25 protein-coding genes and 1 pseudogene are annotated in these 21,136 nt (G+C 72.2%); 8 read left to right on the forward strand and 18 right to left on the reverse strand.

Features of this window, described 5'->3' with window-relative positions; all coding sequences use genetic code 11:
- Positions 1-8 precede the first annotated feature (8 nt).
- From KSF81_RS22945 to KSF81_RS22960, 4 genes are all read left to right on the forward strand, one after another.
- Positions 9-698: a response regulator transcription factor gene (locus KSF81_RS22945; RefSeq protein WP_217380929.1), complete on the forward strand. Its 690-nt coding sequence runs from the start codon at positions 9-11 to the stop codon at positions 696-698.
- Positions 685-2,127 (forward strand): HAMP domain-containing sensor histidine kinase, encoded by a 1,443-nt coding sequence (locus tag KSF81_RS22950; RefSeq protein ID WP_217380930.1) that lies wholly within the window; start codon positions 685-687, stop codon positions 2,125-2,127. Before KSF81_RS22945 ends, KSF81_RS22950 begins: the two co-directional genes overlap by 14 nt.
- Positions 2,128-2,251: 124 nt before the next feature.
- The gene (locus tag KSF81_RS22955) at positions 2,252-2,551 is read left to right on the forward strand and encodes a hypothetical protein (RefSeq protein ID WP_217380931.1); all 300 of its coding nucleotides are present in this window, start codon (positions 2,252-2,254) and stop codon (positions 2,549-2,551) included.
- 1 nt (position 2,552) lies between these two features.
- Positions 2,553-2,909: a hypothetical protein gene (locus KSF81_RS22960; RefSeq protein ID WP_217380932.1), complete on the forward strand. Its 357-nt coding sequence runs from the start codon at positions 2,553-2,555 to the stop codon at positions 2,907-2,909.
- Positions 2,910-3,192: 283 nt separating this feature from the next.
- Here the strand turns inward: KSF81_RS22960 and KSF81_RS22965 are convergent, their stop codons facing one another.
- From KSF81_RS22965 to KSF81_RS30410, 6 genes and pseudogenes are all read right to left on the reverse strand, one after another.
- Entirely contained in the window at positions 3,193-3,606 is a 414-nt protein-coding gene (locus KSF81_RS22965; protein ID WP_217380933.1) for a MerR family transcriptional regulator, read from the reverse strand.
- Positions 3,603-3,917 (reverse strand): integration host factor subunit alpha, encoded by a 315-nt coding sequence (locus KSF81_RS22970; RefSeq protein WP_217380934.1) that lies wholly within the window; start codon positions 3,915-3,917, stop codon positions 3,603-3,605. Before KSF81_RS22970 ends, KSF81_RS22965 begins: the two co-directional genes overlap by 4 nt.
- A 117-nt stretch (positions 3,918-4,034) precedes the next feature.
- A complete protein-coding gene (locus KSF81_RS22975; protein ID WP_217380935.1) occupies positions 4,035-5,015 on the reverse strand; it encodes a beta-ketoacyl-ACP synthase III in 981 nt (326 codons plus the stop codon).
- A gap of 14 nt (positions 5,016-5,029) precedes the next feature.
- Positions 5,030-6,077: pseudogene (gene plsX, locus KSF81_RS22980) on the reverse strand (phosphate acyltransferase PlsX).
- Between the two features lie 58 nt (positions 6,078-6,135).
- Positions 6,136-6,339: a 50S ribosomal protein L32 gene (gene rpmF, locus KSF81_RS22985; RefSeq protein ID WP_217380936.1), complete on the reverse strand. Its 204-nt coding sequence runs from the start codon at positions 6,337-6,339 to the stop codon at positions 6,136-6,138.
- Positions 6,340-6,474: 135 nt separating this feature from the next.
- A complete protein-coding gene (locus KSF81_RS30410) occupies positions 6,475-7,524 on the reverse strand; it encodes a YceD family protein (RefSeq protein WP_254453705.1) in 1,050 nt (349 codons plus the stop codon).
- 116 nt (positions 7,525-7,640) lie between these two features.
- Between KSF81_RS30410 and KSF81_RS23000 the strand changes: the two genes are divergently transcribed.
- The gene (locus tag KSF81_RS23000; protein WP_217380937.1) at positions 7,641-8,186 is read left to right on the forward strand and encodes an outer membrane protein assembly factor BamE; all 546 of its coding nucleotides are present in this window, start codon (positions 7,641-7,643) and stop codon (positions 8,184-8,186) included.
- A gap of 88 nt (positions 8,187-8,274) precedes the next feature.
- Here KSF81_RS23000 and KSF81_RS23005 read toward each other — a convergent pair whose 3' ends face one another.
- The 12 genes from KSF81_RS23005 to KSF81_RS23060 form a co-directional block, all read right to left on the reverse strand.
- Positions 8,275-9,447, reverse strand: coding sequence for an MFS transporter (locus tag KSF81_RS23005; RefSeq protein ID WP_217380938.1), 1,173 nt, complete (start codon positions 9,445-9,447; stop codon positions 8,275-8,277).
- A 19-nt stretch (positions 9,448-9,466) separates the two neighbouring features.
- Positions 9,467-10,435, reverse strand: a complete 969-nt coding sequence (gene thiL, locus KSF81_RS23010; protein WP_217380939.1) for a thiamine-phosphate kinase — start codon at positions 10,433-10,435, stop codon at positions 9,467-9,469.
- 47 nt (positions 10,436-10,482) lie between these two features.
- Positions 10,483-11,037: a transcription antitermination factor NusB gene (nusB, locus tag KSF81_RS23015; protein ID WP_217380940.1), complete on the reverse strand. Its 555-nt coding sequence runs from the start codon at positions 11,035-11,037 to the stop codon at positions 10,483-10,485.
- Positions 11,034-11,414, reverse strand: coding sequence for a 6,7-dimethyl-8-ribityllumazine synthase (ribH, locus tag KSF81_RS23020; RefSeq protein ID WP_309139655.1), 381 nt, complete (start codon positions 11,412-11,414; stop codon positions 11,034-11,036). The genes nusB and ribH overlap by 4 nt, the downstream gene beginning before the upstream one ends.
- Positions 11,415-11,516: 102 nt before the next feature.
- Positions 11,517-12,677 (reverse strand): 3,4-dihydroxy-2-butanone-4-phosphate synthase, encoded by a 1,161-nt coding sequence (gene ribB, locus KSF81_RS23025; protein WP_217380941.1) that lies wholly within the window; start codon positions 12,675-12,677, stop codon positions 11,517-11,519.
- Entirely contained in the window at positions 12,674-13,345 is a 672-nt protein-coding gene (locus KSF81_RS23030; RefSeq protein ID WP_217380942.1) for a riboflavin synthase, read from the reverse strand. Before KSF81_RS23030 ends, ribB begins: the two co-directional genes overlap by 4 nt.
- On the reverse strand, positions 13,327-14,430 hold the full coding sequence (ribD, locus tag KSF81_RS23035; protein ID WP_254453706.1) for a bifunctional diaminohydroxyphosphoribosylaminopyrimidine deaminase/5-amino-6-(5-phosphoribosylamino)uracil reductase RibD: 1,104 nt from the start codon (positions 14,428-14,430) through the stop codon (positions 13,327-13,329). The genes KSF81_RS23030 and ribD overlap by 19 nt, the downstream gene beginning before the upstream one ends.
- An 88-nt stretch (positions 14,431-14,518) precedes the next feature.
- Positions 14,519-14,920 carry a VOC family protein gene (locus KSF81_RS23040; protein WP_217380944.1) on the reverse strand — a complete coding sequence of 134 codons (402 nt, stop codon included), beginning with the start codon at positions 14,918-14,920 and terminating at the stop codon, positions 14,519-14,521.
- Between the two features lie 35 nt (positions 14,921-14,955).
- A complete protein-coding gene (gene nrdR / locus KSF81_RS23045; protein WP_217380945.1) occupies positions 14,956-15,408 on the reverse strand; it encodes a transcriptional regulator NrdR in 453 nt (150 codons plus the stop codon).
- Between the two features lie 40 nt (positions 15,409-15,448).
- A complete protein-coding gene (gene glyA, locus KSF81_RS23050) occupies positions 15,449-16,753 on the reverse strand; it encodes a serine hydroxymethyltransferase (RefSeq protein WP_217380946.1) in 1,305 nt (434 codons plus the stop codon).
- A gap of 5 nt (positions 16,754-16,758) precedes the next feature.
- A complete protein-coding gene (gene rpiB / locus KSF81_RS23055) occupies positions 16,759-17,220 on the reverse strand; it encodes a ribose 5-phosphate isomerase B (protein ID WP_217380947.1) in 462 nt (153 codons plus the stop codon).
- Positions 17,221-17,281: 61 nt separating this feature from the next.
- Positions 17,282-18,130, reverse strand: a complete 849-nt coding sequence (locus KSF81_RS23060) for a dienelactone hydrolase family protein (protein WP_217380948.1) — start codon at positions 18,128-18,130, stop codon at positions 17,282-17,284.
- A 159-nt stretch (positions 18,131-18,289) separates the two neighbouring features.
- On the opposite strand from KSF81_RS23060, the gene KSF81_RS23065 reads away from it, so the two are divergent.
- From KSF81_RS23065 to KSF81_RS23075, 3 genes are read left to right on the forward strand one after another with little or no spacing between them, the layout of a single operon-like run.
- The gene (locus tag KSF81_RS23065; protein WP_217380949.1) at positions 18,290-19,615 is read left to right on the forward strand and encodes an O-acetylhomoserine aminocarboxypropyltransferase/cysteine synthase family protein; all 1,326 of its coding nucleotides are present in this window, start codon (positions 18,290-18,292) and stop codon (positions 19,613-19,615) included.
- Complete coding sequence (gene hemB / locus KSF81_RS23070; protein WP_217380950.1) at positions 19,612-20,616, forward strand: porphobilinogen synthase; 1,005 nt, start codon at positions 19,612-19,614, stop codon at positions 20,614-20,616. Before KSF81_RS23065 ends, hemB begins: the two co-directional genes overlap by 4 nt.
- Positions 20,613-21,089, forward strand: a complete 477-nt coding sequence (locus KSF81_RS23075; RefSeq protein WP_217380951.1) for a nucleoside deaminase — start codon at positions 20,613-20,615, stop codon at positions 21,087-21,089. Before hemB ends, KSF81_RS23075 begins: the two co-directional genes overlap by 4 nt.
- The last annotated feature ends 47 nt before the right edge of the window (positions 21,090-21,136 follow it).

Raw genomic sequence — 21,136 nt, forward strand, 5'->3', positions numbered from 1 at the left:
CGCCACCCGTGAAGATCCTTATCGTCGAGGACGACGCCGAGACCGCCGACTACGTCGCCCGCGGCCTGACCGAGGCCGGCCATCTGGTGGACCGCGCCGCGGATGGGCGGGAGGGGCTGTTCCTGGCCGGCAGCGGCGACTACGACGTGCTGGTGGTGGACCGGATGCTGCCGCGCCTCGATGGGCTCGGCCTGGTGCGGGCGCTGCGGGCCGCCGGGGTGCGGAGCCCGGCCCTGTTCCTCACCGCCCGCACCGGGGTCGGCGACCGGGTGGAGGGGCTGGAGGCCGGCGCCGACGACTATCTCGGCAAGCCCTTCGCCTTCGCCGAGCTGCTGGCCCGGGTCAATGCCCTGGCCCGCCGCCCGCCGCTGCAATCCGAGGTCACGGTGCTCAGGGTGGGCGACCTGGAGATGGATCTGCTGCGCCGCAGCGTGACCCGCGCCGGCCGCCGGATCGAGCTGCAACCGCGCGAATTCCGCCTGCTCGAATACCTGATGCGCCGCGAGGGCCAGGTGGTGACCCGCACCATGCTGCTGGAAGGCGTCTGGGACTTCCATTTCGACCCCAGGACCAGCGTGGTCGAGACCCATATCAGCCGGCTGCGCGGCAAGCTCGACCGCGGCTTCGGCACCGAGCTGATCCATACCGTGCGCGGCGCCGGCTACACCATCCGCGCGCCCGACAATGCCCCCGGCTGACCCATCGGCCCGGACACGCCCGGGCGGCACCCTCGCCGGCATCCTCCGCACCACCGCCTTCCGGGTCACGCTGCTGCACCTGGCGCTGACCCTGTTCGGCACCGCCGCGCTCTCGGCCGTCGCCTGGTGGGCGACCACCGGCTTCGCCGCGCGGCAGGTCGCCGAGGAGGTGGCGCGCGACATGGGCGTGCTGCAGCAGGCGGCGCAGCTCGGCGGCCTGGCCTCGGCCGCCGTCTCGGTGGAGGCGCGGCTCGCGGCCGATCGCGGCGGCGCCGAATACTATGCGCTGACCGCCCCGGATGGCGGGCGGGCCGCCGGCAACCTCGCCGAGGCGCCGCGCCTGCCCGGCTGGCGCAACCTGCGGCTGGAGGGCGGCCCGGCCGGGCCGGAAACCACCCTGCTCGCCCTTGGCGCGGCGCTGCCGGGCGGCGGCTTCCTGGTGGTGGCGCGGGACCTGGCGCCGGTGCGGGAGTTGGAGGCGCGGCTGCTCGGCGCTGCCGGCTGGGTCGGCGGCGGCGCCCTGCTGCTCGGCCTGCTGGGCGGCGCCGTCATGGGCCGTGGCGTGGCCCGGCGGGCGGCGGCGATGGAGGCGGCGCTGGCCGCGGTGGAGGCCGGCGAGATCACCCGCCGCCTGGCCGCGCGCGAGGGCGGCGATGAATTCGACCGGCTGGCGGCGCGCATCAACGCCACGCTCGACCGGCTGGCGGCGCTGATGCAGGCGGTGCGGCAGGTGACGGACGACATCGCGCATGACCTCCGCACCCCCCTCGCCCGGCTGCGGCAGCGGCTGGAAGCCGCGCTGCGCACGGCGCCCCGCAGCGAGGCGGAATGGGAGGCGGCGGTGGAGGGCGCGCTGGCGGATTGCGACCGCATCCTCGGCATCTTCGCCGCCCTGCTGCGCATCGCGCAGGTGGAAAGCGGTGCCCGCCGCGCCGGCTTCACCCGCCTCGACCTCACCGCCGTGGCGGAGGCGGTGGCCGAGGTCTATGCCCCGGCGGCGGAAGCGCGCGGCCAGGTGCTGGAGACGCGCCTGGCCCCCGGCCTCATGGCCTGGGGCGACCGCGAGCTGGTGACGCAGATGCTCGCCAACCTGGTGGAGAACGCGGTCACGCATGGGCGGGAGGCCGGGCATATCCGGCTCACACTCGAGGCTAGGCCCAGTGGTGGCGCCCTGCTGGCGGTGGCGGATGACGGGCCGGGCATCCCGGAAGCGGAACGCAAGCGGGTGCTGCGCCGCTTCCACCGGCTGGATGCGGCGCGGTCGCAGCCCGGCAGCGGCCTCGGCCTGGCGCTGGTGGCGGCGGTGGCGGAACTGCACGGCATGCGCCTGACGTTCGGCGACAACCGGCCGGGGCTGCGGGCGGTGCTGGAGGTGCCGGCACCGCCGCAAGGGACGCCAGCCGGCGCTTCCCACCCGTCACCGGGCTGATGCCGCGGATTGCTGGGTGCCGGGCAGCCTTCGCGCCGCAAGGCATGTGCGGCAGCGCACAACGATCACCATGCGATCGGCTCTACGCTCCTGCCCGCGGTGATTATCCGCGAAGGAGGGCACAATGCGTTATGTCCTGTACGACAAAACCACCGGCGCGATCGTGCATACGCATCAGTCCTTTACACTCGACAAGGAGCAGCCGCAGGAGGTGACGGAAGAGGATGCCCGCGCCATCCTGAGCCGCTTCGGCGATGCCGATCGCCTTGGCATCACCAGGACGGCGATGCCGGTCGTATCGAGCCGCGAAGCGACGATGTCGGTGGATCTCAGCACCGGCGAGGTCGTCAAGCACCCGCTCGTCACCGACGCGCTGGGCCGGCAACTTGCCGAACTCCACCGCAGGACGCTGGAGGAAAAGTGACATGCCAGCATTCAGGGTCAACCTGGCCGCGCTCAAGAACAATGGCGGATCGGCCAGCGCCACGGTCGATCTGGGCAGGGTCCGCCGATTCCTGGCCTGGGGATCGGTGACGATGGTGGATTCGCTCAACGACTTCGACAGGGACAACGCCTTCGCCTTCGACATCTACACGATCGATGGCGTGAAGACGCCGACAGCCGTTTTTGGCGGAGACCATTGGGGGCCCCTTGGATCGGGCAGCAATGTCTACCAGGGCGCGGTGGTCGGCAGTGGCCGCTTCATCAACATGTGGCTGCGGTCGATCCACACCGACGACCTCGACACCTTCGGCGTCGGATGCGTCCTCACCATCGACTAGAGCATGATGCGTTCACCTTCGTTCACGCATCATGCTCCAGGCCTTTGTTTGATCGCGTGATTCACGCTTTTCGGTGCGAGCACCTCAAGCGATCACGCTCTAGCTGCTCCTGAAGCCCGGGCAGAGCCATGACCGAAGCGGCGCCCCATGCGCGCGGCGGGACCGGGGACCGGGAATTGGAGCGGGGCGGCCGTGGCCATGCCGCCCCGCCGTTCAGGCCCGTGGTACGGCCTGCGAGGGTGCAAGGCCGGCGCGCCGCCGGATGCCGATGGCACCCCTGGCTTCAGCCCTGCGCCAGGTGGCGCAATTCCTCGGCCAAGTCCTCAAGCTCCTCCAGCACCGCCCGCAGCGCCTCGGCGCCGGATTCTGGCGGCTCGGGCAGCGGCAGGTCGGTGTCCTCCGCCGCCCCGGCTTCCTCCAGCCCGCCTTCCCGCAGCAGGCGCTGCACGCCCTTGATGGTATAGCCCTGGGTATAGAGCAGGTCGCTGATGCGGCGCAGCAGCGCGATGTCCTCGGGCCGGTAGTAGCGCCGCCCGCCGCCGCGCTTCAGCGGCTTCAATTGCGGGAATTTGGTTTCCCAGAAGCGCAGCACATGCTGCGGGATGTGCAGGTCCTCCGCGACCTCGCTGATGGTGCGGAAGGCCGTGGGCGCCTTGCGGGCGCGGGTGCGGGCAGCGTCGGCGTGGTCTTCGCTCACGCCCGCGCCTCGTCGCGCGGCACCGGCTGGCCGTTGATGCGGGCCTTCAGCACCTGCGAGGGCCGGAAGGAGAGGACCTTGCGCGGCAGGATCGGCACCTCCACCCCGGTCTTCGGATTGCGGCCGATGCGCTGGCCCTTCTGCCGCACCATGAAGGTGCCGAAGGCGGAGATCTTCACCGCCTCGCCGGCCTCCAGGGCGGCCGACATGCGGTCCAGCACCGTTTCCAGCAGCGCGGCGGATTCGTTCCGCGACAGCCCGACCTGGGCGTAGATCGCCTCGGCCAGGTTCGCGCGCGTCAAGGTGTTCATCCTGGAGCCTTTTCCCGCAAGCCCTTCATCCGCCTAGAAAACCGGTATCCGCCGCGGGCGTCAACCATCATGGCGAAAAGGCCGGTCGTTGCGGGGCGGAAAGGCTCCCGGGCGGGTTCAGAACCGCGCCAGCGCCGCGCCCCAGGTGAGGCCGCCGCCGATCGCCTCCATCACCACCAGGTCGCCCCGCTCGATCAGGCCCGCGCCGGCGGCCTCGGCCAGCGCCAGCGGGATGGAGGCGGCGGAGGTATTGGCATGGCGGTCCACCGTGACCACCACGCGCTCGGCCGGCAGCTTCAGCTTCTTGCCCATGGCATCGATGATCCGCCGGTTGGCCTGGTGCGGCACCAGCCAGCGCACATCCTCATGGCCCAGCCCATTCGCCTCCAGCGCCTCGTCGACCACGGCGGCGAGCTTGGAGACGGCGTGGCGGAACACCTCCCTTCCGGCCATGCGCAGCTTGCCGCACTGGCCGTTGGAGCCCGGCCCGCCATCCACCAGCAGGATGTCGCCGAAGCGGCCGTCGCTGTGCAGATGGGTGGAGAGGAGGCCGCGGTCCGCCGCCGTGCCCCCGCCCTCCCCGGCGGTCAGCACCACGGCACCGGCGCCGTCGCCGAACAGCACGCAGGTGCCGCGGTCGGTCCAGTCCAGGATGCGGGAGAAGACCTCCGAGCCGATCACCAGCACGCAGCGCGCCTGGCCGGTGCGGATCAGCGCATCCGCCATGCCGAGCGCATAGACGAAGCCGGTGCAGGCCGCGGAGAGGTCGAAGGCGAAGCCGCGGGTGATGCCGAGCGCCTGCTGCACCCGCACCGCGCTGGCGGGGAAGGCCTGGTCCGGCGTGGCGGTGGCCAGGATGACGGCATCCACCGCCTCCGCCCCGATCCCCGCGCGCTCCAGCGCCTGCCGCGCCGCTTCCGCGCCCATGGAGGAGGCGGTCTCCTGCGGCGCCGCGATGTGCCGCTGGCGGATGCCGGTGCGCTCGACGATCCAGGCATCCGAGGTCTCGATGCCGAGGTCGGCGCCGAGCCGGTCGTTCGGCACGACCCGCTCCGGCAGGTAGCCGCCGCAGCCGGCGATGAGCGCGCGCGTGATCATGGGAAGCGGAATCCCTAGCGGGCCACCGGCGCCAGTTTCGGCGCCGGGGTGGAGAGGTGGGAAAGGCCTTCCCGGATGCGTTCGTTGAAGCGGTGCGTCACCATGTCCATGGCGACATCGACGGCATGGGCGAAGCCCACCGCATCCGTGCCGCCATGGCTCTTCACCACGACGCCGTTCAGGCCGAGCAGGATGGCGCCGTTGTAGCGGCGCGGGTCCATCCATTCGCGCAGGCGGTCCAGCGCCGGGCGCGCCAGCAGGTAGCCGGCGCGGGCCGGGATGCTGCTGGTGAAGACCTGGCGCAGCAGGTCGCGCATCAGCTTCAGCGCGCCCTCGCCGGTCTTGAGCGCGACATTGCCGGTGAAGCCATCCGTCACCACCACGTCGACGGTGCCGGCGGCGATGTCATGGCCCTCGATGAAGCCATGGGAATTGCGCGCCGATATGGCTGTCCCGCAGCACCTCGGCGGCCTGGCGGACGCGCTCGTCGCCCTTCAACTCCTCCGAGCCCACATTCAGCAGGCCGAAGCTCGGGGTCGGCAGGCCGAGCACCGCCTGGGCGAAGGTATGGCCCATGACCGCGAATTCCACCAGGTTGCGGGCATCGCACTGCACATTGGCGCCGAGGTCGAGCATCACCACATCGCCCCGCGCCGAGGGGCCGATGGCGGCCAGCGCCGGCCGGTCGATCTCCGGCAGCGCCTTCACCACGATCTTGGCGAGCGCCATCAGCGCGCCGGTATTGCCGGCCGAGACCACGCCCGCCGCCTCCCCCGCCGCCACCGCGTCGATCGCCAGGCGCATGGAGCTGTTGCGGCCCTGGCGCAGCGCCGCGGTGGGCTTCATCTCGGATGAGATCACGCCCGGCGCATGGCGCAGGCTGCACAGCCTGGCGGCGCGCTTGCGGCGGGCGAGCATGGCGCCGAGCCGCGCCTCGTCGCCCACCAGCAGGAAGCGCGCCTGCGGGTGCCGTTCGGCGGCCAATTCAAGCCCATCCAGCACGCTGTCAGGCGCGTTGTCGCCCCCCATGGCGTCGATGGCCAGGGAGAAGGATTGCGACATTCAGGCGCGCTCCCGGTGCCAGATCATCACGCGTCGCCGCAAGGGGCCCGTGGCCCGGTCAGGTGCGGATGGCGGACTTCAGGGCATTCCCCGCCGGCACCACCTCGCGCCCGTCGTAATGGCCGCAGGCGGAGCAGACATGGTGCGGCCGCTTCAGCTCGCCGCAATTGGCGCATTCGGAATGGGCCTCGGCCTTCAGGCCCTCATGGGCCCGCCGCATGCCGCGGCGGGAGGGCGAAACTTTTCTCTTCGGAACGGCCATGGTGCCGAGCCTCTCTCTTCAACAAGCGGCTGAGTGCAGCGGAAGGGCGGGCCTGTAGCACCGCCCCCCCGCTCACGCAAGCGTTCGCCCCATCGGCGCCGCCCAGGAAAGACCGAGTTCGGCAAGGATGGGGCATCAATGCCGCCGCCGCAGCGCCGCCAGCCCGGCCAGCTTCCCGCCCCCGGCATCACCCGCCTCCGGGGGCAGGGCGGCGCCGGGCGCCCGTGGATAGGGGTCGAGCGCCAGGGCAAGCTGTTCCGCCACCGCCTCGCCGAGATCGGCGATGCCGTGTTCGGTTTCGATCTCGTCGATCTCCTCCGGCCCCTCGTCCGGCGCGCGGCCGGGGGGCAGCAGGCGCAGCGCCACCGCCTCCTGCACCTGCTGCGGCACGGCCTCCAGCGTCACCACGCAGGATTGCGTGACCGTCGCCTCCAGCCGGCCCTCTGCCAGCACCGCGCCATCCGGCTCCGGCTTCAGGTGCAGTTCGGCACGGAGCGATTCGATCGAGGGGATGCCGAAGCGGCGGGCCAGCGCGGCGCATTCCGCGGCACTGGCCTCCAGCACCTCCCGCCGCCCCTCGGGGCCAACCCGGCCGAGGGCGAGGGGGGCGGGAGAATTCGCGGGGTTCAGGCGGCATCGGCAGCCTCCTCCGGGGCAGAGAAACGGGCCTCGCCGCGCAGCAGCCCGGCGAGCGGCTGGGTCGCCAGCGCCGCGGCGGCGGCCATGACGTGGCGCGCCAGGCGCGGCGCCCCCCGCCGCCCCGCCTGCCCCGTCACGCCAGACATTGCGGCCGAGCGCGGCGGCGAGCGCCGGCGCATCCCCCGCATCCAGCGCCGCCTCATAGGCATGGGCGCGGCCGTGGAAGGCCTCCCACATCGCCTTGACGCGCTTGCCGACCGAGAGGTCGCCCACCCCCATCTCGCGCAGGTTCACGTCCATATCGGCGAACATGGCATCGAAGACCGCCTGGGCCAGGGCGGCGCCGCGCGGGTCCGGGTCCCGGCGCAGCCGGCGGATCAGCAGCGCCACATGCAGCCCGACCAGGTCGAAACGGCCATCCAGGCTGTCCGGCACGCCGAGCGGGCCGAAGAACCAGGGATGCCGTGCCGCGGCGACGGCGGCGCCATAGAGCTCGAAGCCGGAACGCTCATGCGGCTTGCGGCGGAGCAGGGCGAGGAGGCCCATCGGTCGGTGGATCCTTATGGCAGGGCGGGCGGGCACAAGCAGGCGTGGTTGACCGTGCCGCGGCAAGGTGGCATTCGCCAGGACACATGGATCGCCCCCCTCGCCCGGTCAACGCAATGCCCGCCTCCGCTTCCCGCACCGCGCCCCAGGCCGCCTCCTGGGGCGGCCTGGTCCGCCGCGCCCTGCTGGCCCTGCCGGCGGTGCTGCTGCTCTCCGGCTGCAGCCTGTTCGAGGCGCCGGAGATCCAGCGAGGCAACCGGGTGACGGAGGACCAGCTGCGGGAGATCACCCCCGGGGTCCAGACCAAGGCCGATATCCGGGCCCTGCTCGGCTCGCCGACCCAGACCAGCACCTTCAACGACAACCAGTGGTACTATATCAGCAGCCGCACCCGGCAGCGGCCCGCCCGGCAGCTCCTGGTGGAAGACCAGAAGACCGTGGTGGTCGAATTCGATGAGCGCGGCGTGGTGGACAAGGTGCGGGTCCTGACCGCGGCCGATGGCCAGCCCGTCTCCATGGTCTCGCGCGAGACCCCGACCCCCGGCACGGAGCGCACGCTGTTGCAGGCGCTGTTCGGCAATATCGGCCGGGTGGGCGCCGGCGCGACGCAGCCGAATATCGGCCCCGGCACCGCCGGCCCACCGATCGGCCAGATCCGCTAGGCCCCGGAGCCGCCAGGCCACAAGCTTCCGAACGCCGGTTCAGCCTTTAGGGAATCGGCCCGGCTGCGCCTGCGGGCGACCGGGCCGTTCAGGCCACCGCCCGCGCCGCCACCTGCCGCCGCCAGCGCTGCCAGGCCAGCAGGCCCAGCGCCACTGCCAGGGCGGGCAGGATGGACAGGTTCAGCATCACCCAGCCGCCCCGCGCATGCACCGCCCCGGAGAGGAAGGCCGTGCAGGCCACGGTGCCGAAGACGATCAGGTCATTGGCCGCCTGCGCCCGCACCCGCTCCTCCGGCGCATAGGCCGTGCCGAGCAGGGTGGTGGCGCCGACGAACATGAAATTCCAGCCCACGCCCAGCAGCGCCAGGGCCAGGGCGAAATGCGCGAAGCTCTGGCCCTGCAGCCCGACCAGCACGCAAAGCGCCGAAAGCAGCGCGCCGACCCCGATGATCCGCCTGGTGCCGAAGCGGGTGATCAGCCGCCCGGTGACGAAGCCCGGCGCATACATCGCCACCGCATGCGCCTGGATGACGGTGGCCGAGGCGCCGACGCCGAAGCCGCAGAGCATCATCTCCACCGGCGTCGAGGTCATGACGAGGTTCATGGTGCCGAAGGCCACGGCCGCGGTCACGGCCGCCGCGATGAAGGCCGGCCGGGAGATGATCTCCCGCACCGGGGCGCCGCCGGCGCTGCGGGCGGGCGGCGGCGGCAGCCGGGTGAAGGCCAGCAGCAGGATGCAGATCAGCGGCAGCAGCGCCAGCACCAGATAGGTGCCGAGGAACAGGAAGGGCGGGAAGGCGGCGCCGGTATGCTTCACGATCTCCGGTCCGAAGGCGGCCGAGACCACGCCGCCGGTCATCACCAGCGAGATCGCCCGCGCCCGATAGGCCGGCGTCGCCACCTCGGCGGCGGCGAAGCGGTAATGCTGGCCGATGCCGAAGCCGAGCCCCGCCGGCACCGCGCCCAGGCAATAGAGCACGAAATCCCCCTGCCACACCCCGGCGGCGAAGGTCAGCGAGCCCGCCAGGGCGAAAAGCGCCCCGAAGATGAAGCCGGGGCGGCGGCCGAGGCGGCTGAAGACCAGTCCGGCCGGGATGGAGGCCGCCATGGTCGCCGTCATCTGGATGGCGATCGGCAGGGTGGAGAGCGCCTTGTCCTCGGCGAGGGAATGGCCGATCAGCGCCCCCATCACCGCCTGGCCGACAATGGTGGAGTGCATCAGCGCCTGGCAGAAGAACAGCAGCCAGACCTGCCGCTTCATGGCCCGGTCCCGCGACGTGCTAGAAATGGCTCCACCCTCCCCTGGGCAGGGCCAGGGGTCGCCCCCCCTCACCCCGCAGCGCGACCTCTGCAGGCCCCGCGACGAAAGACCCGATCCGCGTCACCGCCACGCCGGCGGAAGCAGCCCGGGCCAGCACCGCCGCCTCCTGGTCGGGGGCGGCGGCGAAGAGCAGTTCGTAGTCGTCGCCGCCGGTCAGCACCAGCGGCAGAAGGGCGGGGTCCGCCATGACCGCGGCGCGGGCGGCGGGCGAGAGCGGCACGGCCGCCGCTTCCACCACCGCGCCGCAGCCGCCCGCCCGGCAGAGATGGCCGAGGTCCTGGGCCAGCCCGTCCGAGACATCCATGGCCGCCAGCGCCAGCCCGGCCAGCGCTTGGCCAAGCGCCAGGCGCGGCTCCGGCAGCCGGTAGCGTTGGGCCAGATGCCCCGCCGCATCCGCCGCCAGCCGCCCTTGCAGCACCCGGAGCCCCAGCGCGCCATCGCCGATTGTGCCGGAAACCCAGACCGCATCGCCCGGCCGCGCTCCGGCTCGCCGCAGCGCCGCCCCCGGCGCCACCGTGCCGAGCATGGTGAGCGACAGCGTGACCGGCCCCGGCGTCGAGACCGTGTCGCCGCCCAGCACCGAAAGCCCGAACGCCACCTGGTCCGCTGCCAGCCCGGCGGCGAAGCCGGCGACCCAGCCATCGGCGGTCCCCTGCGGCAAGGCCACGGTCATCAGGTAGCCGAGCGGCGCCGCGCCCATGGCGGCGAGATCCGAGAGGTTCACCCGCAGGAGCTTGCGGCCGATGGTCTCCGGCGGGTCGTCGGGCAGGAAATGCACGCCGGCGACCATGGCATCCGCCGTCAGCACCAATTGCCGGCCGGGCGGCACATCCAGCAGCGCCGCGTCATCCAGCAGGTCGAGCGCGCCGGGGCCGGCGAGGCTACGGAAATGCCGGGCGATCAGGGCGAATTCACCGGGGAGCGACATGCCAGCCCCGCAGCCACGGGCAAGGCGGATGCGCCATGGGCACCGGCTCAGCCGCCGGGGCGGCGCGGCGCATCGGCGGATTCCGCGGCCCGCAGGCTGCGGGCCATGGCGTCCAGCACGCCATTGGCGAAGCGCGGCTCGTCGCCGCTGAAGAAGCCATGCGCGATATCGAGATACTCGTTGATGACCACCCGGGCCGGCGGCTCGGTGCCGCCCCAGAGCTCGGCGCAGGCGGCGCGCAGCAGGGCGCGCAGCACGGGATCGAGCCGCATCAGCGGCCAGTCCGGGTCGAGATGCCCGGCCACCAGCCCGTCCACCGTCTCGCCGTTCTGGGCGGCCTTGCGGACGATGGCGGCAAAGAGCGGCACATCGGCCTCCGGCACGCGGCCTTCCTCGAAGCCGCCGATCTCGCCGCGCGGCCCCGGCAGGTTGCCGAGCCGGTGGCGGACGAACTGGTCGATCACCGCCTCCGCCGCCTCGCCGGTCTGCTCGCTCTGGTAGAGCGCCTGCATGGCGGCGACGCGGGCGCCGGTGCGCGGCCGGCCGCGCACCCGGTCCGGCTTGCCCTTCGGCTTGCCGGCCGGCTTCCGGGCGCCGCTCATCCGAGGCCCCAGCGGCGGCGCAGCGCCACCTGGCCGAGCAGCGCATGCGCCGCCTCGGCCCCCTTGTTCATGCGGCCGGGCGCGGCGCGTTCCAGCGCCTGGGTGAGGCTGTGCACGGTCAGCAGGCCAAAGCCGATGGCGGCGCCGGTCTCCACCGCGATGTCCATCACGCCGCGGCAGGTCTCGCGGCAGATATGGTCGTAATGGTCGGTATCGCCCCGCACCACGCAGCCCAGGATGAGGAAGCCGTCATAGGGGGTGCCGGCCTGCGCCAGCGCCATCCGCAGCGCCGCCGGCATTTCGAAGGCGCCTGCCACATCCACCACCTCCACGGTGGCGCCGGCCGTGGCGAAGACCGCCTCGGCGCCCTCGCGCATGCCGCCCACCACCTTCTCGTAATAGGGGGGCCTGGATCACCAGCAGGCGCGGCGGCGGCCCGGCGATGGGGCTGGCGGCGCGTTCCGGCGCATCGATGGTGCTCATGCTTCGCCCTTGCGGATGAGGGGCCGGGTTTCGGACACGCGCAGCCCATAGCCTTCCAGCCCGATGATCGGGCGCGGGTTGTTGGAAAGCCGCACCAGGTCGCGCACCCCGAGATCGGCGAGGATCTGCGCGCCGATGCCATAGTCGCGGATTTCCGGCGGCGCCACGCGGCGGTCGCGGCCGCGCCGCACCTGCTCGCTCATGTTGGTGGGGCGCCAGTCGCGGATCACCACCACCACGCCGCGCCCGGCCTCGGCGATCATGCGCATGGCGTCGTGCAGGTCGCGGGTGCCGATGCCGGCGACGATGTCGTGCAGCAGGTTGGCGGCATGCATCCGCACATGCACCGGGCCAGGCTGGGTCACGTCGCCCTTCACCAGCGCCAGGTGCTCGGCATATTCCAGGGTGTTGGTATAGACCACCAGCCGCCACTCACCGCCGACCGCATGCTCGATCTGGCCCTCCTGCACCCGCCGCACCAGGCGCTCGGTCCGCCGCCGGTGCGCGATCAGGTCGGCGATGGTGCCGAGCTTGAGGCCGTGCCGCTGCGCGAAGGCCACCAGGTCCGGCATCCGGGCCATGGTGCCGTCATCGTTCATGATCTCGCAGATGACGCCGGCCGGGTTCAGCCCGGCGAGCCGGGCGAAATCCACCGCCGCTTCGGTATGCCCGGCGCGGACCAGGGTGCCGCCATCCCGCGCCATCAGCGGGAAGACATGGCCGGGGGTGACGATATGATCCCGCCCGAGTTCCGGGTTCACCGCCACCGCGATGGTATGGGCACGGTCGGCGGCGGAGATGCCGGTGGTGACGCCGTCCTTGGCCTCGATGCTGACGGTGAAGGCGGTGGCGTGGCGGGTGCCGTTGGAGGCGGCCATCAGCGGCAGGCCGAGCTGCTCCACCCGGTGCCGGGTCATCGCCAGGCAGATCAGGCCGCGGGCGTGCTTGGCCATGAAGTTGATGGCGTCCGGCGTCGCGGATTGCGCGGGGATGACGAGGTCGCCCTCATTCTCCCGGTCCTCGTCATCCACCAGCACGAACATGCGGCCGCGCTGCGCCTCCTCGATCAGCTCCTCGGAGGGCGAGAGGAAATCGGCGAAATTGACGCGCTGCGGCGAAATCTGCTCGCCGCCCTGGGCCACGGTGCCGGCTGTCATGGAGTCCTGTCCCTGTGCGTCGGGGCCTCCGGTGGCGCGGCGCCCCCGGATGCCGCCAGCCGCGCGACATAGCGCGCCAGCATGTCGATCTCGATATTCACCGCCCCGCCCGGCTGCAAGGTGCCGAAGGTGGTCACGGCGGCGGTATGGGGAATGATGTTGACCCCGAAGACCGCTTCGTCAAGCGCGCCGGGCTCGCCCACCTCGTTCACCGTCAGCGAGCAGCCGTCGATCGCGATGGAGCCCTTGGCGGCGACGAAGCGCGCAAGCCCCGGCGGCAGCCGGAAGCGCCAGCGCACCGAGCCGTTCTCCGGCTCGGCCGAAAGCGCCTCCGCCACCCCGTCCACATGGCCGGAGACGAGATGCCCGCCGAGCTCGTCGCCCATGCGCAGCGAGCGTTCCAGGTTGATGCGGCTGCCCGGCCTGAGCCGGCCGAGGGTAGTCTTCGACAGCGTCTCGGCCGAGGCATCCACCGCGAACCAGTCGCCGCCCAGCTCCACCGCGGTCAGGCAGCAGCCGGAACAGGCGATGGAGGCGCCGATCACCGCCGGCTCGGGCCTCGCCAGGAAGGCGGGCGAGGTGCCGATGATGAGGCGCATGTCGTTGCCGCCGCCGATCGGCTGCACTTCCCGCACCGTGCCGAGGTCGGTCACGATCCCGGTGAACATGGGTCTTCGCCCTCCGCGCGTCTGAATTCGGTCAGCCAGTCCGGCCCGAGCGGCTGGCTGGCAACCCGCACAAACCTGGGCATGGCGGAAAGCGATGCCAGCGGCAAGGGCTGCACCGCCGACAGCCCGTCCCCGCCCATCACGCCGGGGGCGTGGAACCAGGCGATCCGGTCCACCAGCCCCGCCCGCAGCAGCCCGGCGGCGATGCCGGCGCCGCCCTCCGCCAGCACCCGCGTGACGCCCCGCTGGGCCAGGGCGCCGAGCAGCATGGGCAGGTCGAGCCCCACCTTGCCCCGCTTCACCGTCAGGATCTCCACCCCCGCCGCCTGGTAGGGGGCGAGCGCGGCCGGCTTCTGGCCGGTGCGCGTGGCGATCCAGGTGGGCACCTCCCGCGCCGTCGCCACCAGCCGGGCATCGAGCGGCGTCCGCAGCCGGCTATCGGCCACCACGCGGGCCAGCGGCACCCGGGCCATGCCGGGGATGCGGCAGGTGAGGTCCGGGTCATCGGCCAGGACCGTGCCGCTGCCGACCAGGATGGCGTCGTGCCGGGCGCGCAGCCCATGCGCCGCCCGCCGCGCCTCGGCCCCGGTGATCCAGCGGCTCTCGCCTGCCGCCGTGGCGATCCGCCCATCAAGGCTGGTGGCGAGTTTCAGCGTCACCAGCGGCAGGCCCAGGGTGATGCGGCGGGCGAAGCCGGCATTGACCGCCCGCGCCGCCTCTCCCATCAGGCCGGTCTCCACCACCACCCCGGCATCGCGCAGCCGCTGCAAGCCGCGGCCATCGACGCGCGGGTCCGGGTCGCCGGTGGCCACCACCACCCGGGCGATGCCGGCGCGGACCAGCGCATCGCAGCAGGGCGGCGTGCGGCCCCAATGGGAGCAGGGCTCCAGCGTGACATAGGCGGTGGCGCCGCGGGCCGCGGCGCCGGCCCGGGCCAGCGCCTCGGTCTCGGCATGCGGGCGGCCGCCGGGCTGGGTCCAGCCGCGGCCCACCACCTGCTCATCCCGGACGATGACGCAGCCGACCGCCGGGTTGGGCCAGGTATTGCCCAGGCCCCGTCGTGCCAGCCCCAGCGCCGCGCGCATATGGGCCTGATCCTCGGCGGAAGACATGGGCGCTAGCTGGGGTGCGGCCCGGCCGGGGGAAAGCCGCACCGGCCGCGGTTGCTGGAATTCATGCGGGGCCTGGCGGGCGGTGGCAGACGGCCTCCACCCGGTTGCCACCCGGGTCCAGCAGGAAGGCGGCGTAATAGGCTGGGTGATAGCCAACCCGCAGGCCGGGCGGCCCGTCGCAGCGCCCGCCGGCCGCCAGCCCGGCGGCATGGAAGGCCTCGACCGCCGCGCGGTCCGGCGCGCGGAAGCACCAGTGCCGGTTGTCCGCCACCACGGCGGGGCCGGTGCTGGCATGGACGGAGAGGTAGCCGTGCCCGTCATCCCCGGGCCGGTTGCGCGTGCCGTAGCCGAGCTGGCCCTCCCGCCGCACCACGCAGCCGATGCCGAGCGCGGCCATCACCGCATCCCAGAAGGGCGCGGCGCGCGCGAGGTCGGAGACGGTGATGGAGACGTGGTCGAGCATGGGAGTCCCAAGGCGGAAGCTGATCGGGGCCGGTGCTAATCCGCGTCCATCTCGCCGAGGAAGGCGCGGAAATCGCGGGCCTCGCGGAAATTGCGGTAGACGCTGGCGAAGCGGACATAGGCCACCTGGTCCACCTCCTTCAGGGTTTCCATGACGATCTCGCCGATCTGGCGGGACGTGACCTCGAATTCCACCTCGGTCTCCAGCCGGCGCTGGATGCCGTTGACGATGCGCTCGATCCGGTCCTCGTCCACCGGGCGCTTGCGCAGCGCCACGCGGATGGAACGGGCGAGCTTCTCGCGGTCGAAGGGCACCCGGCGGCCATCGGTCTTGAGCACGGTCAGCTCGCGCAGCTGCACCCGCTCGAAGGTGGTGAAGCGGGCGCCGCAGGCCGGGCAGGAGCGGCGGCGGCGGATCGCCACCCCGTCCTCGGCGGGGCGGCTGTCCTTCACCTGCGTGTCCTCACCGCCGCAATAGGGGCAGCGCATCCGTGTCTTCCTCCCCCCCGGGGGCGAAACGCCCTCCTTCCTAGTCCCGGTAGATCGGGAAGCCCTGGCAGAGCGCCTGCACCCGCGCCTTCACCGCGGCCTCGACCGCGGTATTGCCTTCCGGCGCATTGGCCGCCGCCAGCCCGTCCAGCACCTGGCCGATCAGCCGGCCGATCTCGCGGAACTCGGCCTCGCCGAAGCCGCGGGTGGTGCCGGCGGGGGTGCCGAGGCGGACGCCGGAGGTCACCATCGGCTTCTCCGGGTCGAAGGGGATGGCGTTCTTGTTGCAGGTGAGATGCGCCCGGTTCAGCGCGCCCTCCGCCGCCTTGCCGGTGAGGCGCTTCGGCCGGAGATCCACCAGCAGCAGGTGGTTGTCGGTGCCGCCGGTGACGAGGTCCAGGCCCTGGCCGCGCAGCTCCTCGGCCAGCGCCCGGGCATTGCCCACCACCGCCCGGGCATAGGCGCGGGATTCCGGCCGCAGCGCCTCGCCGAAGGCCACCGCCTTGGCGGCGATCACATGCATCAGCGGGCCGCCCTGGAGGCCAGGGAAGACGGCACTGTTGAATTTCTTCGCCAGCGCCTCGTCATTGGTGAGGATCATCCCCCCCCGCGGGCCGCGCAGCGTCTTGTGGGTGGTGGTGGTGGCGACATGCGCATGCGGGAAGGGCGAGGGATGCGCCCCCCCGGCCACCAAGCCCGCGAAATGCGCCATGTCCACCATGAAGATCGCGCCCACCTCATCGGCGATGGCTCGGAACCGGGCGAAATCCCAGTGCCGCGCATAGGCCGAGCCGCCGGCGATGATGAGCTTCGGCCGGCTCTCCCGCGCGATGCGGGCGACCTCCTCCATGTCGATCAACTGGTCCTCGCGCCGCACCGTATAGGGCACCGGCCGGAACCACTTGCCGGAGAGGTTGGCGGGCGAGCCATGGGTCAGGTGCCCGCCGGCCGCGAGGTCAAGCCCCATGAAGGCGTCGCCGGGCTGGAGCAGCGCCAGGAACACCGCCTGGTTGGCCTGGGCGCCGGAATGCGGCTGCACATTGGCGAAACCGCAACCGAAGAGCTTGCAGGCCCGCTCGATCGCCAGGGTCTCGGCGATATCCACGAATTCGCAGCCGCCATAGTAGCGGCGGCCGGGATAGCCTTCCGCGTATTTGTTGGTGAGGACGGATCCCTGGGCCTCCAGCACGGCGCGGGAGACGATGTTCTCGCTGGCGATCAGTTCGATGCCGTCCTGCTGGCGCACCAATTCCTGGCCGATGGCGGCGGCGATCTCGGGGTCGCTCTCGGCCAGGCCGGCGCTGAAGAAGCGGGCGGGGCTGCGATAGGCGGTGGTCTCGTTCATGGGTGCTACTCCCCGGCCTTGGGGGGCGGGGCAAGTTTCGCCAGCCGCCGGTCATGCCTGCCGCCCTCATAGGCGGTGGCGAGGAAGGTATTCAGGGCGTCCTGCGCCACCTCGGCCCCGATCAGCCGGGCACCGAAGGCGGCGACATTCGCATCGTTATGCGCCCGTGTCAGCCGCGCCTCCGTGCTGTCATGCAGCACCGCGGCGCGGATGCCGGGGTGGCGGTTGGCGGCGATCGCCATGCCGATGCCGCTGCCGCAGACCAGCACGCCGAAGTGCGCCCGGCCCTCCTGCACGGCCAGGCAGACCTGGTGTGCGAAATCCGGGTAATCCACGCTGGCGGCCTCATTCGTGCCGAAATCCAGCAATGCGTGGCCGGCGGCGGCGAGCGCCTGCTGCAGGGCCTGTTTCAGCGGCAACCCGGCATGGTCGCCGCCAATGGCGATGGGGAATCCGGCGGAGGTCATGCGGGCTGACTAGCACTTCCCCGATGCGAGGCGAAGAGCGGGCCCCTGGGAACCCGGCCCGTCAGGGCGCAACCCCGCCATGCGCCCCGAGGAAGCCCGCCACGCGCCGCAGCGCGTCCGCCCGCCCCGCCGGGTCGCTGCCCATCGTCACCATGCGGCCATCCGGCAGGGCATGGCTGCGCACGGGCCGGCCGGGATGGTCGAAGCCATGCGCCGCGCCGCTGTAGAGCACGGTCTCGACCTGCCCGGCATGGCCGGCGGCCAGGCCCTGGCACAGGCCGGGCGGGGTCCAGTCATCCGCGGCGCCGAGCAGTTGCAGGACGGGCACCGCCGGCACCCAGCCGCCGGCCCGCGACAAGGTGCCGCAGCCCGGATAGAAGGCGATGGCGGCGCGGATTTGGCCGGGCGGCAGCGGTGCGGCCACCGCGGCCAGGGTGGCGGAGCCGCCATGCGACCAGCCGAGCAGCACCACCCCGCCGGGCAGCGCCCAGGGCTGCGCCACGGCCCAGGCGGCGGTGGCGCGGGCATCCTCCCGCCGCACCCTCTCGGGCGAGACCGGGAAGCCCCGCACCCCGCAAGCGCTCCCCAGGCCACGGCTGCCGAAACTGTCGGGGAAGACCACGGGATGCCCGGCTTCGGTGAGGCGGGCAGCCCAATCGGCCTCCCGCAGCGGCAGGCGCAGGCGCCGGTTCGGCGGGGCGAGGCCGCTGCAGCCATGCAGCGCGACCACCACCGCGCCTTTTGCCGGCCCCTCCGGCAGGGCGAGCAGGGCGTGCAGGGTCACGCCCTCCGGCCCTGGAATCGCCATCTGCTGCACCGAGTTCGGCGCCCTGGCGGTCGCGAAGGGCAAGTCCGGCCCGGCGCAAGCGGCGAGCAGGAGCAGGGGCAGGAGGCGTGAGCGGATCGGCATCGCAACACCCTAGGGCGGATCGGGTTCATGCCTGAACGCCAATCCGCCTTGGCTCTTCGCTTGCAGGGCCGCGGCACCCGCGAGCCCCTGCCCCTTCCGCTGCGGGGCCCGAAGTGGCACGACTCCGCCCGAGGCGAGTTCCGCAGGAGAAGGCAGGACATGGCACGGCCGAACATCACCCATCCCGAGACGCTGGCGCTGCATGGCGGCAGCTTCCGGGCCGACCCCTCAACCGGCTCGGTCGCGGTGCCGATCCACCAGACCACCTCCTTCCAGTTCCAGGATACCGGCCATGCCGCCCGGCTCTTCGGGCTGCAGGAGATGGGCAATATCTACAGCCGCATCATGAACCCCACCTGCGATGCGCTGGAGACCCGCGTCGCGGCGGTCGAGGGTGGCGTGGCGGCGCTGGCGGTGGCCTCCGGCCAGGCGGCGACCAGCTTCTGCGTGCTGAATCTCTGCGAGGCGGGGGACAATTTCGTCACCTCCACCGACCTCTATGGCGGCACCTGGAACCTCTTCGCGAATACGCTGAAGCAGCTCGGCATCGAGGCCCGCTTCGTCGATCCCGCGGATCCCGAGGGCTTCCGCCGCGCCACCGATGCCCGCACCCGCTGCTACTATGCCGAGGTGCTGCCCAACCCGAAGCTCCAGGTCTTCCCGATCGGCGAAGTGGCGAGGATCGGCCGCGAGCTTGGCGTGCCGCTCATCATGGACAATACGGCGGCGCCGGTGATCTGCCGGCCGCTGGAGCATGGCGCCGCGGTGGTGATGCATTCCACCACCAAATTCATCGGCGGCCATGGCACCAGCATCGGCGGCATCGTGGTGGATGGCGGCAATTTCGACTGGGCAGCCCATGGCGACCGGTTCCCGACGCTGAACAAGCCCGATCCCAGCTACCACGGCGCGGTCTGGACCGAGGCGGCGAAGCCGCTCGGCCCCATCGCCTATATTCTGCGCATGCGCACCTGCGTGCTGCGCGACCTCGGCGCCGCCATGGCGCCCTTCAACGCCTTCATGTTCATCCAAGGGCTGGAGACCATGCCGCTGCGCATGGAGCGGCATTGCGAGAACGCGCTGCGCGTCGCCGCCTTCCTCTCGCAGCACCCGGCGGTGACGCAGGTGATCCACCCGAGCGTGCAGCAGGGCGAGGCGAAGCGCCGCGCCGATGCCTATCTCAAGGGCGGCTATGGCAGCCTGATGGGCTTCGAGCTGGCAGGCGGCATGGAGGCCGGCAAGCGCTTCATCGACGCGCTGCAGATGTTCTACCATGTCGCCAATATCGGCGATGCGCGGTCGCTGGCGATCCATCCCGCCAGCACCACGCATAGCCAGCTCTCCGAGGCGGAGCAGGCGCAGACCGGGGTGACGCCGGGCTATGTGCGGCTCTCGATCGGCATCGAGCATATCGACGACATCCTGGCCGATCTCGACCAGGCGCTGGGGGCGGCCACCGCGAACCAGGCGCAGGCCGCGCAATGAGCCGCGACCAGCCGCCGGGCGGCTTCCCGACCGTCCGGATGCGGCGTAACCGGCGGGACGCCTGGACCCGCCGGCTGGTCTCCGAGCACGCGCTCTCCGTGGACGACCTGATCTGGCCGATCTTCGTCATGGAGGGCGCGGGGCAGACCAGCGAGGTCGCCTCCATGCCCGGCGTCTCCCGCGTCACGCTCGACCGGCTGGCAGGGCATGTGGAGGCGGCGGCGAAGCTGGACATCCCGGCCATCGCCATCTTCCCGATGACGCCCCTGAACCTGAAGGATGCGGAGGGGACGGAGGCGCTGAACCCGGAGAACCTGATCTGCCGCAGCGCCCGGCTGCTGAAGCGGGAATTCCCCGGGATCGGCCTGGTCGGCGACGTGGCGCTCGACCCCTATACCGACCATGGCCATGACGGAGTGATCCGCGGCGACTACGTGGCGAATGACGACAGCCTGGAGGTGCTGGTGCGCCAGGCGGTGATCCAGGCGGAGGCCGGGATCGACGTGATCGCGCCCTCCGACATGATGGATGGCCGCGTCGGGCGCATCCGCGTGGCGCTGGACGATGCCGGGCTGATCGACACCCGGATCATGTCCTATGCCGCCAAATACGCCTCGGCCTTCTATGGCCCCTTCCGCGATGCGGTGGGCTCGGGCAAGGCGCTGCGCGGCGACAAGAAGACCTACCAGATGGACCCGGCCAATACCGACGAGGCGCTGCGCGAGGTGGCGCTCGACCTCGCCGAGGGCGCCGACATGGTCATGGTGAAGCCGGGCATGCCCTATCTCGACATCGTCCGCCGCGTGAAGGAGCGCTTCGGCGTGCCGACCTTCGCCTATCAGGTGAGCGGCGAGTATTCGATGATCATGGCCGCGGTGCGGAATGGCTGGCTGGAGCATGAGCGGGCGATGATGGAAAGCCTGCTCGCCTTCAAGCGCGCCGGGGCGAATGGGGTGCTGACCTATTTCGCGCTGGATGCCGCACGGCTGCTCCGCGCATGAGCGGGGCGGATGCCACGCCGATGCGCCGCGCCATCGCGCTTGCGGTCGAGGCGCGCGCCCGCGGCGACGGCGCCTTCGGCGCGGTGCTGCTGGCCCCGGATGGCAGCGCCCTCGCCGAGGCCGGCAACGCCGCCATCACCACCGGCGACCCCACCGCCCATGCCGAGATGGCGGCGATCCGCGTGGCGGCGGCGCAGCATGGCCCTGGCAGGCTGGCCGGCGCCACGCTCTACGCCTCGACCGAGCCCTGCCCGATGTGCGCCGCTGCGGCCTATCTCGCCGGTATCGGGCGGGTGGTCTTCGGCCTGCGCGCGGGCGACCTGGCCCGCGCCCGCGGCGGCCCCCTGAACTGGCAGCCGCTGCAATTGCCGGCCGCCGAGGTGGCGGCGCGGGGCCGCCGGCCCATGCGCGTGGAGGGGCCCTTCCTCGAAACCGAGGCGGCGGTGCCGCACCGGGGCCTCGGCGGCGCTTGACCGGAGGCGCCCGCCGCGTGCCTGATCCCGGAAAGGCGGGAGGAAGG

The sequence above is a fragment of the Siccirubricoccus sp. G192 genome (assembly GCF_019084075.1).
Lineage (GTDB): Bacteria > Pseudomonadota > Alphaproteobacteria > Acetobacterales > Acetobacteraceae > G192.